Origin of the sequence: Mesoplasma coleopterae, from assembly GCF_002804245.1 — a bacterium.
In the GTDB taxonomy this organism is placed as follows: domain Bacteria; phylum Bacillota_I; class Bacilli_A; order Mycoplasmatales; family Mycoplasmataceae; genus Mesoplasma; species Mesoplasma coleopterae.
The window spans coordinates 744888-762307 of the sequence record NZ_CP024968.1 but is presented as its reverse complement, the minus strand read 5'-3'; the positions used below and the strand labels follow the sequence as shown (position 1 = coordinate 762307).

The following is a 17420-nucleotide window of genomic DNA, read 5'->3' as shown; positions in this document are numbered from 1 at the left end:
AATTAAAGAAAAGTTGCGACTTTTATGTTTTAGCAACTTTTTTATTTTTTTAAGAAGAAGGAGATAGATTTATGGCAAAATTTGTGTTTGTAACAGGTGGGGTAGTTTCAGGTTTAGGAAAAGGGATTACAGCTAGTTCATTAGGAAACCTATTAAAAGCAAGTGGATTAAAAGTGTTTATGCAAAAATTTGATCCATATTTAAATGTGGACCCTGGAACAATGAGTCCTTATCAACATGGTGAAGTTTTTGTTACTGATGATGGAGGAGAAACAGACTTAGATTTAGGACATTATGAAAGATTCATTGATGAGAAATTAACAAAGATGTCTTCGACATCAGCAGGTAAAATTTACTTGGAAACAATTAATGCTGAAAGACGTGGAGATTGGGGAGGACAAACTATTCAAGTTGTTCCTCACATTACTGATTCAATTAAAAATAAAGTTTATCAGGCTGCTAAATCTTCTGGAGCCGATGTTATTATTTCTGAAATTGGTGGTACTGTTGGTGATATTGAATCTCAACCATTTATTGAAGCAATTAGACAAATAAGAATGGAGCAAGGAAAGGAAAATGTTGTATTTATTCATGTAGCATTGCTTTTATATTTAAACGCATCAAAAGAATACAAAACAAAACCTATTCAAATGTCTGTGAAAGAATTATTAAGTTTAGGAATTCAACCAGACATTATAGTTCAAAGAACTGATAAACATTCTTCAAAAGAAATTAAAGAAAAAATATCACTATTTTGCAATATTCCTACAAGTAATGTTATTGACGCTATTGACAAAGAATCAATATATGAAGTTCCATTAGAAATGTATGAACAAAACTTACACGGATTAGTTTTAGATCAATTACAAATTAAAACTAAAAAAACAGATATGGACTCTTGAACAAAATTTTGTGAAAAAATTAAGGCATCAAACGAAGAGTTTGAAGTTACATTTGTAGGAAAATATATTGAATTGCAAGATGCTTATTTATCAGTTATCGAATCTTTAAAAATTGCAGGTTATGAGTTTAAAAGAAAATTAAAAATAAATTGAGTTCAAGCTGACAAATTAAATGAATCAAACTATAAAGATGTCTTACAAAATGCAAAAGGTATTTTAGTTCCTGGTGGTTTTGGAGATAGAGGGATTGAAGGAATGATTTTAGCATCTAAGTTTGCTAGAGAAAATAATGTACCTTATTTAGGAATTTGTTTAGGAATGCAAATTGCAACTATTTCAATGGCCAGGGATTGATTAAACTTACCTGAAGCAAACTCAACTGAATTTGATCATTCAGGTGCTGCCCCTATTTTTGATTTCATTAGGGGAATAGATGTTCAAAATTTAGGTGGAACGTTAAGATTAGGGGCATTTTACAAAACAACAATTAAAGAAGGAACTAAAGCTGAAAAACTTTATGGAAGTACAGAAGTTTTTGAAAGACATAGACATAGATACGAATTTAATAATGAATACAAAAAACCATTGGAAGAAAAAGGTTTAGTATTTTCAGGTATCTACGAAGAAAAACAATTAGTAGAAATTGTAGAATTGCCAAATCACCCCTTCTTTGTTGGAAGTCAATATCACCCAGAGTTTACTTCAAGACCAAATAAACCAAACCCATTATTCAAAGGATTTGTTGAAGCGATAGTTAATAATAAGTAATAAAAAAATCTCTTACGAGATTTTTTATTTTATTCAAAACCTTTTAATAATATTGTCTCCATTAGCTTTAGAGTCTTCATAAACTCCACCGTTGTTTAAAATAACTTTTTCAGAAGCAATATTAGATTCTAAACAAGTTATTAAAATTTCATTTATTCCTTCTTTTTTTGCTATTTTTATGGTTTGTTTTAACATTTCTGTAGCATACCCTCTTTTTCTGAGAGAAGGAACTACACCATAACCTATATGACCACCAAAATTTAAAAGATACTCATTAAGTTTAAGTCTTAAATTAATGAAACCTATAACTTTATTTTTTTCATCTATCGCAATATATTGATAAAAAGGCATCCACCCAGGGTTCCCAACACCTTTTTGAACAAACTCTAATCAATCCTCAATTCTATCGAATGAAAGTATATCTGAAGAACCTTGAATGTTATCAATAATATCGTTTGGATATTTTTTAAAATCTTCTAAAGCTTTTAAAATTTCTTCTATATGCTCTCATTGAGGCCTAACAACTTTAAGTTCCATATTTGCTCCTTTTATTTGTTTTAATTCTACACTATTTTTTTTGATTATTCCTATTTATCTTATTAGTGCTAATATTATATTTATATGTAAAGGAGACATTATGAAAAATATAATTGAAATAAGTAATTTAAAAAAAGCATTTAAAAATAAAGTTGTATTAGATAATTTGAACCTTGATATTAAAGAAGGCGAAAGAGTAGCAATTATGGGTGCAAATGGTTGTGGTAAAACAACTTTAGTAGAAATGATAGCTCAATTCAACAATCCGGATAAGGGAACAATAAAAATTAATTTAGAAGGTAACATTAAAAATGAAATTGGAATTCAATTACAAACAGGTGATTGACCAGCGGGAATAACACCATTAGACATGTTAGCTTTTTACAGAAGTATATATCCTAAATTTACAAAAGAATGAGAAAACACAATTGCTGAAGTTTTTGATATTAAAGAATTTATCAAAACACCATTAAAAAAACTTTCAGGTGGTCAAAAACAAAGATTTAATGCAATGATTTCTGTCATGAATAATCCCAAAATTGTTATATTAGATGAACTAACAACTGGTTTAGATATGGAACTTCAATACAAAATAACAGACTTTTTTAGAGATAATGTTAAAAAATATAAACAAACATTATTACTTGTTTCTCACCACCCAGAAGAAGTTGAAATTTTATGTAACCGAATAATAATAATTAAAGATGGTGGAATTTTCTTTGATAAAAAGATTTCTGAAGTAATAAAAAAACATGGATCTGTTAGAGACTTAATGAATTTATTTTTTAAAGGAGAATTAAAATAATGTTTAAAAAAATGGATACATTTAATTTTAAAAAACAATCAAGCATATTTAAAAATTTAACATTGCTAGTTTATAAATCATTTATCAAAGAACCAAGAAGTATTATTTTTATGCTTATTGTTCCAATATTTTTCTCAGTTATGTTTTTCTTTATTTTTGGAAAAGAAGGAAAAACATTATTTAATTATGCACTTCTTCCATGTCTTACCGTTTTAACATCTCTTACTCCTGCAATTGTTGAGTGAAAGAACTCAGTGTTTTTAAAAAGAATTGATATAACAGGTGTTAAAAAAAGCATGTTTATAGGGTCTATATGGTTGGTGTATTTATTAGCAGGAATATTCTTTTATATTGTTGTTTTATCATTCAATGCAATACTAAGTATAATTGCTTTGGGTACAGGTGATTCAAACTCATTCTTAAAAGCTTTTTCTTCAATTAAAATTGGATATTTATTATTATCAATTATTTTAATTTGTGCAACATCAATTGCACTAGCAACTCTTTTTGGAGGTATTGCAAATTCATCAGGGTCAATACAAGGAATTGTAATGATGGTATATTTTTTTAGTATATTTTTATCTGGAATAATGTTACCAACTGAGTCTCTATTTAAAAGTCAAGGTATGGTTATATTTACTTACTTTATCCCGCATAAATATCCAGTATTCTTATATATGTATTCATTTAGCAAAACTGGATGAACTGAAACATACCAAGGTATGCAAGGAACTCAAGTAACATTCCAAGGAGCTGTGAATAGTTTTACATCAAGCTGACAACCAATAGTAGGTTCATTGGCAATTCTTGCAGGATTATTTACACTGACAACATTCACATTTAAGTGAACTGCAAAAAGATAAATTAAAATTATTTTTTTAAAACTTATAAAGTTGTATAATTTTAAAGAAGTAAAAGAAAGAGGATAAATAAATGACAAGACTATATCATGAAAAATTAGTTAATTCTACAGCTATGGTTAAAGCAGCACACGAAAACAAATATGCAATCGGTCACTTTAACATCAATAACTTAGAATGAACTAAAGCAATCTTAGAAGCAGCTCAAGCTTCAAACACACCAGTTATTTTAGGAACAAGTGAAGGTGCTATTAAATACATGGGTGGACCAATTACTGTTGTAGGAATGGTTAATGGATTATTAGAAGAATTAAACATCACTGTACCAGTTGCATTACACTTAGACCACGGACAATCAATTGAAATGGCTAAAAAATGTATCTTAGCTGGTTACTCATCAGTTATGTTTGATGGATCACACTTACCATACGAAGAAAATTTAGCAAAAACAAAAGAATTATTAATTTTTGCTAACGAACACGAAATTTCAGTTGAAGCTGAAATCGGTTCAATTGGTGGAGAAGAAGATGGAGTTGTTGGAAACGGTGAATTAGGAGACCCAACTCAAGCAGCAGAAATTTCAAAAACAGGAATTTCAATGTTAGCTGCCGGAATCGGAAATATTCACGGAAAATACCCAGAATGATGAACAGGATTATCTTTTGATACTTTAGAAGAATTACAATCAGCATGTAAAATGCCAATGGTGTTACATGGTGGAAGTGGAATTCCTCAAGATCAAGTTGAAAAAGCTATCTCAATGGGAATCTCAAAAATTAATGTTAACACTGAATTACAATTAGCTTTCAGAGACGCAACAAGAAAATACATTGAAGCTGGAAAAGACTTAGATGACAAAACAAAAGGATTTGATCCAAGAAAATTATTAAACCCAGGATACCAAGCATTAAAAGAAACATTTAACGAATTAACAGAATGATTCGGATGTAAAGGTAAAGCTTAATATCCTTAACAATTAATTAAAAAATCGCGAAAGCGGTTTTTTATTTGTTCTTTTAAATAAAAATGTTATATAATTTTTAAGTACTGAAAAAGTATCTATATGAAAACATAGTGTGAAAGGAGATACATCTATGCCAAAAAAAGATATTCAACCAAAATACTTCGAGGAAGCAAAATTTGTTTGTACAACATGTGCTAATGAATTCATTTGTGGAACTACAAAAAGAGAAGAAATGAGAATTGACGTTTGTTCAAACTGTCACCCATTCTTCTCAGGTGCACAAAACTTTGCAAACACTACAGGTCGTGTTGAACAATTTAAATCAAAATTTGCAAGAAAAGAAGCAATTAATGCTACTGCTCAAAAAAATTCTGAAGATCAAAAATCAAAAAATAAAGAAAACAAATAATTTAGACCACAATAGTGGTTTTTTATTTAGTTAATTAGTTTAATTAAAGCCCCAAATGATTTAAAATATAATAAATGTAATGCTTAAAATTAGAAAGGGGAAAATATGCCATATAAAATCAAAAATTTCACTCCTGCTAATAATAAAGAAACACTTAAAAAGGTTGATTTTGAATCTAAACCTGGACAAATAACAAATGTTTATTTAGAAACTGAAAAACAAAAATCTTTCAAAAAAATTATTCTTGGAAGACAAAAAAATAAAACAGGAAGATACCAAGTGGATAATCAAGATGTTATTAATAAAAACTTTATTAAACATCATACAGAATATATTAAAACAGATACGTGATTTGAACGTTTAATACCTACCAAATGAATTTTAGCTCTTTCTTTACTTTCTGATTTACAATTTTTAAGAAATGCTAGAATAAAATACGCTGAAAAAAAATATGATTACTTGTCATTATTGGATTCAAAAAATGATCTTTCTGATTTAAAACTTAGAAGAGACATAGATGAAGCAATTAATAAATTTATTAAATTTTCAAACGAATCACACGAAAAAATAATTAATAATTTAGATCAAATTTTATCAAGACTAAATGAGAGTATGTCTAAAAAAATGTTTAGTGAATTTTCACCGCAAGTTAAAGTTTTGTCAAAAGCTTTATATGACATAGAAAAAGAAACGTTACTTAGAAAAATGGAATTTAAATTTGTACAAGTTCTTTATGACAAAATTGAGTCATTAAATGAATTACGTGATTCTTGCACATGTGAGTTCAATACTAAAAAATCTAACAATAAACTATTGAGAAAGAGAAAAGCACTATTTGAATATAAGCAAACAAGATTCATTGTTGAAAAACAATTAAAGTTTTTAAACATTCGATTAAACAAACTAAGGTTAGAAAGTATTATCTTAATATTCAGAAAAAAAACAATTAGCTCACAGTTTAAATTTGAATTGGATAAGTTCTACAAAACATATTCAGTTTCAAAAGAAGTTCAACAGGAAGTTTCATATGAATTAAGTAATTGAAAAAAAGTTATTAAAGATAAATTTAATGATCAAAACTCTACTGAAAAGAAATTTTTATTTAGTTTTATAAAAACAGAAGTAAATTTATTAACAAAATTTATTATTTCTAACATACACAATTATCATAAATTAATTTTAACTGGTGAAATCAAATACGGAAATAAAAACGAGTTTCTCTCACTTAGAAAGCATTATAAAAAGCAAATTGTACCAGTTGTAAGACAAGCTGAAAATTGAATGGAAAGCAACTTTAAAAACTTAGACATAAATTTTGAATGGTTTTTAAAAGGAAGCTTCAAACTTTCATCATTAAACATGATTTATGTAAAAATATTGAAAGCAATTAATCTAGGGAAAAAAAATATTGTGATTTCGGACTTCTTGCACTTGCTAACAAATAGGGATTATGAAATGCTTTTTGAAACAATTAGTAAGATAAATGAATTTTATCCAAATATATCATTTATTATCCTTCATTCTAAAACGTTTACAATTAGTGATTTGGCTAAAGACAAAAAAATTTATTGGTCAAGAAATGATGAATTAGTAAAAACAACAACAAAAGAATTTTTTGAAAAAAACTTGGTAAATATATGTAAAAATGAATTAGGTGAATCAAATGTTTTTGCTTTTTCAAAAGAATCAGAAAATTTAATTGATGTCGAAAATAGATTATGAAATGTTAATACTAAAAAATTTAATGATAATGGTTTTATATTTATAAACCCCTTAGAAGTATCAACAGAGTTTATTGAGAATAATTCAGTCCCAATAAATGTTAGAATTATTAGGACAAATAAATATCATGACAAGAATATGTACTTTGGTATAACCAAAAATAAAACCAAAATATACTTTTATTCTGAAGATAAAACATTTGAAAGAGAAAACGAAGTGGTTCTTTACTTTGAAGAACGCTCTATATCAGCAATAATATAAGGAGAAAAAAATGAAAGAAACAAATTATAAATTATTAGTTAAAAAAATTAAAAAATATAAAAATATTATTATTTTAAAGCATATTAGACCCGATTGAGACGCGCAAGGTAGTTCAATGGGACTAGCATATTTAATTCAAGAAAATTTCGCAGGAAAAACAATTATTGTTCCTGGAGATAGATTAGATGATAATAAAGATTTCTATGAAGAAAAAATATCAGATGAATTTATCAAATCAGCTTTAGTTATTACAGTTGATACAGCAACAAAAGCAAGATTAGATTTTGACAGATACGATATGGCAATAGAAACATTTAAAATAGACCATCATGTTAACATAGATCCTTATGCAAAAAATGAAATTGTTCATGAAACAGCAATGGCGTGTACAGAAGTTATTACATTATGAGCAGAAGCAATGAAATTAAAATGAAATTCAAATGCAGCATCAAATTTATATAAAGGATTAGTAACTGATAGTGGAAGATTTTTATTTCCTAACACAAGTTATAAAACTTTTAATGCAGCTAAAGTTTTACTTGAAAATGGTGCAAACTTAAAAGAAGTTCATGATTCATTATTTGTTTCTGATTTGAAAAGAAAACAGTACGCAAACTTTGCCTTTTCAAAATTGGTTTTATCAAAAAAAGGTGTAGGTCACATTACAATTACTAAAGAAGATCAAAAGCCTTGAAAATACTCATATGAACAAATTAAATCAGCTTTAGGAACAATGAGTGGAATTGACGAAATTAAAATTTGAGTGTTGGTTATTGAACTTGATGATGAAATTAAAGTATCAATTAGAAGTAGAGATTTTGAAATTGATAAAGTAGCTAACAAATATGATGGTGGTGGACATAAATTAGCCAGCGGATGTAAATTAAACGCATTATCAGACATAACTAAACTTGTTAAAGATTTAGATGCAGTTATAACAAAAGGTAGTAAATAGTTATGATACCAAATAGAGATACAATTGAGCAAAAACAATTAGGTTGAGTTGAATTAATTACTGGTTGTATGTTTGCTGGTAAAACAGAAGAATTTATAAAAAGATTACGTAGACATGCATTTGCAAAAAGAAACGTAATTGCTTTTAAACCTGTTATAGACACAAGATATGCAGTTAATGAAGTAGCATCTCATGCAGGGACATTATTAGCGTCTATACCAGTAAATTCAACAAAAGAATTGAAAGAAAAACTAGAAGCAAAAATATTAGAAAAAAAAGTTGATGTGGTAGGAATTGATGAAATTCAATTCTTTGATGAAGAAGTAGTTGATTACATTGAAGAACTAGCTGATAGAGGAATTATAGTAATAGTTACTGGTCTAGACAAGGACTTTAGAAGTCAACCATTCAAAAATGTTGATAGAATCTTACCACTAGCAGAAATGGTTGATAAATTGACAGCTATTTGTCAAAAATGTGGTAATTTCGCTAATAGAACACAAAGAATCATTGATGGTAAACCAGCTGAATGAAATTCACCGTTAATTTTAGTTGATGGTAATGACAGTTATGAAGCTAGATGTAGAAACTGTTATCAAATAGAGAAGGGGTAAAAATGAATCCAAAAACTTATGAAGCGTTGGAAACAATGCAAAAGAGGGTTGAACAAATAGATAATGATTTGCAATCAGAAGTAATTGTATCTGATGTTAAAAAAATGTTAGAACTTAACAAAGAACGTGCAAATTTAATTGAAGTTGTAGAAAAATTTATTGAATACAAAGCAATAATTAAAGCCATCTCTGATGCAAAAGAAATTTTAGGTAATGAAAAAGATGCAGAAATGATTGAATTAGCTAAAATGGAATTATCAGAAAATGAAAATGCTGTAGAGCCAATTGTAAAAATAATTGAAGAGTTGCTTTTACCAAAAGATCCAAATGATGACAAAAATGTTATTGTTGAAATAAGAGGTGCAGCTGGTGGTGATGAAGCAAACATTTTTGCAGGTGACTTATTAAGAATGTACAAATTATATGCTGAAACTCAAAATTGAAAAATAACTATGCTTGATGCAAGTGCGTCAGAAGCAGGTGGTTTTTCACAAGTTTCATTTATGGTTAAAGGTGATAGGGTTTATTCAAAATTAAAATTTGAGTCAGGTGCTCATAGAGTACAAAGAGTACCCAAAACAGAAGCAAAGGGTAGAATTCAAACATCAACAGCAACAGTTGCTGTTTTACCTGAAATGAGTGATGTTGAAATTGAAATTAAAAACAGTGATTTAAGAATTGATACATACCGTTCATCTGGTGCTGGTGGTCAGCATGTTAATACAACTGATTCAGCTGTTCGTATTACTCATATACCAACTGGTGTAGTAGCGGCTTCTCAAGATGGAAGAAGTCAACATGATAACAAAGATATAGCTATGACCATGCTGAGAGCTAGAATTTATGAAGCAGAACTTGAAAAACAACAAGCAGAAGCTGATGCAACACGTAAAAATGCAGTTGGAACAGGGGCTAGAAGTGAAAAAATTAGAACATATAATTATCCACAAAACCGTGTAACAGATCATAGAGTAGGTTTAACTTTAAACAAACTTGATCAAGTTATGGAAGGAAAAATTGATGATTTCATAGTTGCATTGGTTAATGACGAACAACGTCAAAAGGTTGAAGCTCAGATACAAGACAGTGAATAAAATAAATATTAAATTTGTTTTAAACTTGCTTTCAAAAAATGAAAAAATTGGTAAATCAGACGCTATTGAAATAATTTCTTTTGTGACTAGAATAGAATATTCTGAAGTTTTATTTTCATTGGATAACGAATTATCAAGAAAACATTTTAAACAAATTATTAAAATTTCAAAAAGTGTAGCTAAAGGGAAACCTTTAGCTTATATTTTAGGTTATAAAATTTTTAGAGGTCACAAAATAATAGTTAATAAAAACACTTTAATACCAAGAATGGAAACTGAGCAAATGATTGATTTTGTAAATGATTTTATAAAATCTAATAACGTCAAAATGGATATTTTAGATTTATGTTCTGGTTCAGGGTGCATAGGCATATCAGTTGCACTTGAAAATAATAAAAATATTAATAAAATAGTTTTTTCTGATGTTTCAAAAAAAGCATTAGCTGTTACAAAGACAAACATAGTCAGAAATAAATTAAGTAATAAAACAGAAATTGTAAAAAGTAATTTTTTAGATTCTTTAATAGCAAATAAAAATAAATTTAATATTTTACTTTGTAATCCTCCATATATAGATTTTAATGATAAAGACGTTGATCCAACAACATTAAAATTTGAACCAAAATTAGCATTATATGCAGAAGATAATGGTTTATTCTTTTATAAAAAAGCTATAGCTAATATTGATGTAATAATGAAAACAGAAGAAAAAACGCTTCTTGTATTTGAAATTGGATGAAAACAAAAAAAGCATTTAGAAATGTTCTTACAAAAAGAATTAGGTTTAAAATATAATTGAAAGTTTGAAAAAGACTACTTTAATAATTGAAGATATTTAATAATTAAAAATTAGGAGAATTAAATGAAAAAAAGGGTTGAGTTTAAAAATAAATTCAGACTAAATTTTGGAATTAAAAACAAAATTTTATCTGTTCAAGAAAAAAACGCACACTTATACAAAGTTGCATTTTTTAGTATGTTTATTTTTCTTGTACTTATGATACCAACTTACATATTTAGTTGAATTGTTTTTACTGACATAAACTTAAAAATATATTTTGATAATTGAAAAGAATTATCATTATTTTTAAAATTGCCATCTAAAGCTCAAATTCTAACTCCTGTTTACATCGGGTGAGGTTTTTTCATTGCCACAATAATTGGTTTCATTTTACTTAAACCATTTTTAACTGCAACTGGAGTTAATAATAAAGTTAAAGCAAGTTTTTGAGTATTTGTAATTTCGTTTGGAATTATAGCGGCTTTATTGTCATCAATAGCCCAATATGAATTTTCGAAATTTCAAGAGTTTTTTACTTTTGAATCTTTGATAGATCAAGTTCAAAATCAGTTTGTTAAAGAAGTTCCCTCTGTTATTACTGAGATTTCTAAACAATTTACTATTAACAGAGACCAAGCGTATAAATGAGCTTCTGAAGATGCTGTTTGATGAATATTGTTCATTCAAATAATAGCTATTTTCATGCTTTCTTTAAGCATACAAAATGCTGTTATTGTTGAAGCAGGAAGTTTAAATATCAATAAATACATTGATTATATAAGCAACAGAAAAAAAGAATTAGGTCAAAATAAAATGAAAGCATTTTTAACAAGAATATTTAAAAACTCAGATAAACACATTTCAAACTGAACTATGTTTGCTGCAGGATGCATTATTTTGCCACAACTCATTTATGTAATTATGATTTCTTTTGATACAACTAAAGCCTCTATGTTAACTAGAACTGTTCATGTGTTACCAGAACTTTTAAAAAGATATGGAATTGAAAATCCATTATCTGATGATAAATTTTCAAACATTTTGAAATATGAAAATAACTATTTTGTATATTGTTCTCTGCCAATTATAGGATTAGGCACAACAATGGCAACTTTCATGTACTTTATCTCAGTTTCAATTAGAGGGGAAAATAAATCACAAAATTTATTTATAACTCAATACTTTATAATTTATGCTAACTTAGTTTTTCTTACATGCCTGAACATTATTTCAAAAGTACAAGTTGGTAATTTGGTTGAAGCTTGAAATTTTGAACAAGCAAATGGTAATACTTCGGGTCACGATTTCATTGAAAAAATTAAATCAATTTTAGGAACTGATTATGAACAAATAAAAGATGCATACTACTTGGATAATATAAACGTAAGCATAAACTTTGCATGAGAAAAAATAATTAATATTATCGCTGAGTCTCTTATTTTATTTGGAATATTGATTTCTTCTTTCTTAATCATTGGATTTAATATTATGAAAACAACTATATTTAAAAAGCGTGTTGGAGCTCAAATTTTATTTTCAGAAATTTTAGCAAAAAGAAAAAGAGGAAATAAAAATGTTAAGTAAAGATCAAATTTTCAAAGCAAGTGAACAATTAAAAAAAAATGAAGTTATTATTTTGCCAACTGACACAATATATGGATTATCTGCTGCTTGAAATAAAAAAAATGAAATAAAAATTAATGAAATAAAAAACGCTAATTTAAAAAAACCATTAATTGTTCTAATTTCTGACATCAATCAACTTGATATTTTAAATATTGAAAAAAATGAATTTTGTGAATTATTATTTGAAAAATTAACAACAGTCATTTTTAAAACAGTTAATGGGTTAGAAAATATCGCCGTTAGACTTATTGTAAGAGAAGATATCAAATCCATTTTAGATTCAACTGGACCAATATTTTCTACAAGTGTTAATAAACATGGTGATGAACCAATAAATTCAAAGGAAGAATTAGAAAACTTTAATAAAGATGTTAAGGTTTATTTTGATCAAGAAGTTTTAAATGCTAAACCATCAAAAATATTTAATTCTGTTACAAAAGTATGAGTTCGATAAAATCAAAACATTTTATAAATGATATTTCTGATTATTTTGAATATGATCAAGATTCATTAGTTTTAAAATTAGTTAAAGAAATTGATTATGAAAATATTAATTTTAATTTAACTTATTATATAGACGAAAACAAGAATTTAAATATTGATTCAATTGATCAATTATGTCAAAAAGAATTTCCGTTCATTCAAAGTCCGTCTTCAAAGGTTTTAGAGCAAATATTTTTAAGAAATAAGATAGCTAAAGAATTAATTATTAATTCTGTTGTTCAAAGAAAATCTGAATCTTTAAAATTTGAAAAAAATAATGAAGACCATAAAATTGCAATTAACATAGCAAAATCAGTTGTGCATGATTTGAATAAATTTATTTATAAAAATAAAATTAATCATTCTGTTGCGAATATACTTTTAGCTAATGTTGAGGCAGATATTAATTTTTATGGAAAAATAGATTTACTGCTTAAATCAAATGATAACTGGTTTTTATGTATTTTTAAATTTAGCAAATCACCTTATGAAGATAAATATAAATATGAGGCGCAACTTCAAAAAAGATTAATTGAAAGCAACTCTGATATTAAAAATGTAAAAGTTTTTATATTTAATCCACTCGCAGATATAGTCATTAAAGAATTAAAGCTACAAAAATAAAGGTTTTATTGAAGATTTAACCAACTATTAGGTATTCTTTTTAACACTAAAGTGTTATATAATTAATAAGTAATTTATAAAAAGGAGAAGTTCGCATGAGAGATACTTATGATATTGTTTTTGATCACAAAGATAATAAACACTTCAACCAAGATTTGAGCAACTTAATTAAAAGATCACCTAATAATAATTTTGAAAAGTGATTGTTTAAGGATAAGCAATTAGAAAACTTTTCACCTATTACAATTGTTAATGAAAAAAATGAAATTATAGCAGCGCTAGGTATTTTAAAATTTGATGTTTTCATTAGTGGAGAAAAATGTAGCGCAGTTCAAGTTGGAAACTTTTTTGTTAAAGAAGCATACCTTGATGAAAACCTAGAAGAAATTTTAATAGAGGCAGCAATTTACAAATATTCTAACTTGGTTGATATTCTGATTTCATATTGTGGCGTTAAGGATGAAGAAATTTTAAAGAAATCAGGTTTTGAAAGAAGACAAGAATATTTATTTTTTCTTCCATGAAACAATAAAGAAAAATCAGAATCTTCAAAAATTATTAAACTAGATTTATCAGTTTCCCATGATTTTGAATTAGTGAAAGAGGCAATTTTGCATTCAAGTAAACAATCAAATATTTTGGATACAAAGGGAGATAGCTTAGTTAAATTCCATAATATTCAAAAATACTTTGAAGATGATTTATGATACATTCCTTCACTACAAACAGTTGTTTGTTTTAGAATTAAAAATGGTGTATTTGATTTTATTGGATCATTTTCCTCACATAACGTCGATTTAGAAGAATTATTAAATATTATTGTTCCAAACGGAATAAAAAGAGTTGATTTTGGTTTTATGCCAGACATTAAAGAAGGCATACATATAACAAAAACCGATTCATTTATAAGAACAGGCATGAATTTGCATTCATGTTTATATTTAAGAGAAGTTACAACAGGGTTAAAAGATAAAAAATTCATGTTCCCGCTTCTTTCTAGACAAAAATAAAATGAACACAAAGCTAAAATGCTATTTGTGTTTTTTTATTATAAAAGAATATAATTAAATTAAAATATTAAAGGACTATAAAGGGATTTTCCAATGTTTAAAATTACAAAAGGCATCAAAAAACAAAAACATTTCATTAAGTCAAGAAGTAGAGAAATAAATAATTGATTAATGGAACATGGTATAAGTAAAAAAGAAGCTAAGAAATTAGTTGTTTTTGCTCAAGAAAATATAATACTTAAAGTATTTTTAAACTTAATTAGTTTAGAAGGAAAAAATAAAAGAAAATTCGTTAGTGAAATAATTCATATTGTGCTTTATTCAAGGTTACTTTATACAAACTTAGATGAGATAGAAACAAAAGAAATAAAAATTGAAAAAATAAAAATAACAAAAATTATTGAAACATTGCTGCCTACAATTACTAATAAAAGTATTGTTAAAGTTAATTTTGAAAAAGAAGTTTTCAATGATATAAAAAATTTTTCTACCTTTACTGATGAAATTATTAATAAAAGAAAACATTTTTATTATTCTGAGATAGGCACTATATTTTCAAAAATATCAGAGGACAATGCTGATGCTTTTTACAAATATGGTTACTTACTTTCAATGTATGTGATAACATATTTTGAATCAGATTTTGAAGCAAATATAAACACTTATAATAATTTTTTATTTAAATTAAAATTAAATGATTTATTAAGTGAATCAACAAAGGAAATTTCACCATTTTATTTTAATAGTATAATTTCGAAAGTAAATAAATGATTAACCAAAAAAAGCAAAATGTTTGAATTTAAGGAAGGTGCTTGATAATGAAAAAACCGTTTGTAGCAACAGCTTCAATAGTTGCAATGTACAGCATAGGTGGGGCCTTGTATATAGCAATAAACTTATGTCTTAACTTTTTTGTTTCAACACCTTTGCCTTTTATTTTTTTTATTTCTATTACACACTTATTTTCAATAGCATGAGCTATTGTAGTTCTTTGCAATAGAAAAAGAAGGATTGAAACAAGAATTAGATGAGCATTATTCATAATTTTTATCCCATTTTTTGGAATTATTTCATACTTATTTTTAGGAAGAGTTTATAAATATAAAAAAAATAAAAACTATTTATATAATAAAAATTCAGTCAGTGCTTTACAAGATAAAACTCAATATGACATTGAAAACTTAAAAGCAATTGCTCAAGAAAATCCACAATTTAAAAGATCATTCATGATGACTTTTGAACAACAAAAGGAAAGTATATATGCAAATACAGAAATCAAATACTTAAAATCAGGTAATGAGTATTTTGCAAATTTATTAAACGATATCAATACTGCAAAGGAATATGTTCTGATAAATTGTTACATAATTTCAGAGGGTGAATTTTTAGAAAATTTGACTAATTTATTAATTCAGAAAATGCATGAGGGAATCAGAGTTTACATCATATATGATTTTTTAGGTAGTTATGGAAGATTCACAAAAAGTAAAAAGAGATTATTACAAGAAGGTGCAAATTTAATAGCATATTCTCCTATTCATTTTCCTTTTGTTAAATGAAACGCAAATTACAGAGATCATAGAAAAGATATTTCTATTGATGGAAAAATTGGTTATTTAGGTGGAATTAATATGTCAGATGAATACATTAATAAAAGTGGTGTGTTTGGTTTTTGAAATGATTCAGCTATTAGAATGGTCGGGGAAAGTGTTCAGGAAATAGAATTAATTTTTAAAAAAGATTGAAATTTTTATGCTGGCAAAAAACAAAACAAAATTGAAAAACTTGAACCTATGTTTGGTAAAGTTAGTAGAACTCGTTTTTCGACAAATGAATTTATACAAATTGTTTCTGACGGGCCAAACCATGAAAGACCAATTTGTTTAGAACTACTTTTAAATTTAATCCACTCTGCTCAAAATAGAATTTGATTAAAGTCACCTTACTTTATACCCCCGGCAGAAATTATTAATGCTTTGTGTAATGCTGCTTCAACTGGACTTGATGTACGTATTTTGTTACCTGGAAGATCAGATAAGTTTTTATTATTAGAAGTATCAAAACATTGAACTAAAAAAATGTTTGAAAGTGGCGTTAAGATTTACTCTATGAATGACACATTTATTCACGAAAAAGCTTATATCTTTGATGATTCCATATCATTTACAGGAAGTTCAAACTTGGACTATAGAGCTTTATTTTGTGATCAACAAACAATGGCGTTAATTAAATCTAATAGACTAAATGAAGATATTACTAAAAAAATGATTCATGACATGAAAAAATCTTTTGAATATAAATTCATGCCCAACAAAGATTTATCTATTTGAAAAAAAATCGTGGTTAAAGCTTACAATGTAATGGCACCACTTTTATAAGGAGTTAAAATGAGTATAGAAAAAATAATTTTCAACCAAATTAACAAATCATATCAGAGTTTTAAAATGCTTGATGCTTTTTCATTCGATAGTAATGTTAAAAACTTTTTAAACATCAATTTGAGAATTGAGAATATTGCTCAATTAGAGGAACTAATAAAATTGATTAAAAGTTCTAAACAATATAACTTAGTTGTTTTTGAAAAGATTTTAAATCAACTAGAAAATGAGCTTATTTTCTACAAAAAAATACTTGCCGTCTTTTACAAAAATCCTCAAGATATGTCTGAATTTATTCAAGAGAATTTTTACAAATTATTTGTCGTGAGTTATCAAGAAAACAAAGATTATATAATTACTTCTGAAGATAAAATTTCATTGTTGATAAAAAAAGTGATTGAAAATGAAGAAAAATACAATATTGAACAAAAAAGCGAGTTGTTAACAAACTTACTAAATTATATAAAACAGAATAAACAAAAAAATAAGTTGCAAACCGATTTAATTAGCAATCAACAAATTATAATTACTTTATTAGAAGTATTAAAAATAATATAAAAATATACACTTGTTGTGATAAGTTTGAACTTTTCATTAATAAAGTGTATAATTTATTTATGTGAGTTC

The 17420-nt window shown here is 26.5% G+C and carries 18 protein-coding genes; 17 read left to right on the top strand and 1 reads right to left on the bottom strand.

All coding sequences use genetic code 4. The annotated features are described in order from the left end of the window. Positions 1-71: 71 nt before the first annotated feature. Positions 72-1670 (top strand): CTP synthase, encoded by a 1599-nt coding sequence (locus MCOLE_RS03460; protein WP_100671468.1) that lies wholly within the window; start codon positions 72-74, stop codon positions 1668-1670. A 24-nt stretch (positions 1671-1694) separates the two neighbouring features. Here MCOLE_RS03460 and MCOLE_RS03455 read toward each other — a convergent pair whose 3' ends face one another. Further along, positions 1695-2207, bottom strand: coding sequence for a GNAT family N-acetyltransferase (locus tag MCOLE_RS03455; protein ID WP_100671466.1), 513 nt, complete (start codon positions 2205-2207; stop codon positions 1695-1697). A gap of 100 nt (positions 2208-2307) precedes the next feature. Here MCOLE_RS03455 and MCOLE_RS03450 point away from each other — a divergent pair, with 100 nt between their 5' ends. From MCOLE_RS03450 to MCOLE_RS03375, 16 genes are all read left to right on the top strand, one after another. Further along, positions 2308-3012, top strand: a complete 705-nt coding sequence (locus tag MCOLE_RS03450) for an ABC transporter ATP-binding protein (RefSeq protein WP_100671464.1) — start codon at positions 2308-2310, stop codon at positions 3010-3012. After that, on the top strand, positions 3012-3875 hold the full coding sequence (locus MCOLE_RS03445) for an ABC transporter permease (protein ID WP_100671462.1): 864 nt from the start codon (positions 3012-3014) through the stop codon (positions 3873-3875). The genes MCOLE_RS03450 and MCOLE_RS03445 overlap by 1 nt, the downstream gene beginning before the upstream one ends. 70 nt (positions 3876-3945) lie before the next feature. Beyond that, positions 3946-4836: a class II fructose-1,6-bisphosphate aldolase gene (fba, locus tag MCOLE_RS03440; RefSeq protein WP_099651483.1), complete on the top strand. Its 891-nt coding sequence runs from the start codon at positions 3946-3948 to the stop codon at positions 4834-4836. 130 nt (positions 4837-4966) lie between these two features. Further along, a complete protein-coding gene (gene rpmE, locus MCOLE_RS03435; RefSeq protein WP_099651482.1) occupies positions 4967-5245 on the top strand; it encodes a 50S ribosomal protein L31 in 279 nt (92 codons plus the stop codon). 105 nt (positions 5246-5350) lie between these two features. After that, positions 5351-7228 carry a hypothetical protein gene (locus MCOLE_RS03430; protein ID WP_100671460.1) on the top strand — a complete coding sequence of 626 codons (1878 nt, stop codon included), beginning with the start codon at positions 5351-5353 and terminating at the stop codon, positions 7226-7228. A gap of 10 nt (positions 7229-7238) precedes the next feature. After that, positions 7239-8183 (top strand): DHH family phosphoesterase, encoded by a 945-nt coding sequence (locus tag MCOLE_RS03425; RefSeq protein WP_100671458.1) that lies wholly within the window; start codon positions 7239-7241, stop codon positions 8181-8183. Positions 8184-8185: 2 nt separating this feature from the next. Next, on the top strand, positions 8186-8797 hold the full coding sequence (locus MCOLE_RS03420) for a thymidine kinase (RefSeq protein WP_100671456.1): 612 nt from the start codon (positions 8186-8188) through the stop codon (positions 8795-8797). A 2-nt stretch (positions 8798-8799) separates the two neighbouring features. Then, positions 8800-9891: a peptide chain release factor 1 gene (gene prfA, locus MCOLE_RS03415; protein ID WP_100671454.1), complete on the top strand. Its 1092-nt coding sequence runs from the start codon at positions 8800-8802 to the stop codon at positions 9889-9891. Further along, the gene (prmC, locus tag MCOLE_RS03410) at positions 9884-10744 is read left to right on the top strand and encodes a peptide chain release factor N(5)-glutamine methyltransferase (protein ID WP_167373858.1); all 861 of its coding nucleotides are present in this window, start codon (positions 9884-9886) and stop codon (positions 10742-10744) included. The genes prfA and prmC overlap by 8 nt, the downstream gene beginning before the upstream one ends. 9 nt (positions 10745-10753) lie before the next feature. Next, on the top strand, positions 10754-12256 hold the full coding sequence (locus MCOLE_RS03405; protein WP_100671450.1) for a hypothetical protein: 1503 nt from the start codon (positions 10754-10756) through the stop codon (positions 12254-12256). After that, positions 12246-12752, top strand: a complete 507-nt coding sequence (locus MCOLE_RS03400) for an L-threonylcarbamoyladenylate synthase (protein ID WP_100671448.1) — start codon at positions 12246-12248, stop codon at positions 12750-12752. Before MCOLE_RS03405 ends, MCOLE_RS03400 begins: the two co-directional genes overlap by 11 nt. Beyond that, on the top strand, positions 12740-13405 hold the full coding sequence (locus MCOLE_RS03395) for a hypothetical protein (protein ID WP_100671446.1): 666 nt from the start codon (positions 12740-12742) through the stop codon (positions 13403-13405). The genes MCOLE_RS03400 and MCOLE_RS03395 overlap by 13 nt, the downstream gene beginning before the upstream one ends. A gap of 95 nt (positions 13406-13500) precedes the next feature. Then, positions 13501-14415: a hypothetical protein gene (locus MCOLE_RS03390; protein WP_100671444.1), complete on the top strand. Its 915-nt coding sequence runs from the start codon at positions 13501-13503 to the stop codon at positions 14413-14415. 93 nt (positions 14416-14508) lie between these two features. Then, on the top strand, positions 14509-15234 hold the full coding sequence (locus MCOLE_RS03385) for a hypothetical protein (RefSeq protein WP_100671442.1): 726 nt from the start codon (positions 14509-14511) through the stop codon (positions 15232-15234). After that, positions 15234-16793, top strand: coding sequence for a cardiolipin synthase (gene cls / locus MCOLE_RS03380; RefSeq protein WP_164704248.1), 1560 nt, complete (start codon positions 15234-15236; stop codon positions 16791-16793). The genes MCOLE_RS03385 and cls overlap by 1 nt, the downstream gene beginning before the upstream one ends. Positions 16794-16802: 9 nt before the next feature. Then, positions 16803-17351, top strand: a complete 549-nt coding sequence (locus tag MCOLE_RS03375; protein WP_100671438.1) for a hypothetical protein — start codon at positions 16803-16805, stop codon at positions 17349-17351. The last annotated feature ends 69 nt before the right edge of the window (positions 17352-17420 follow it).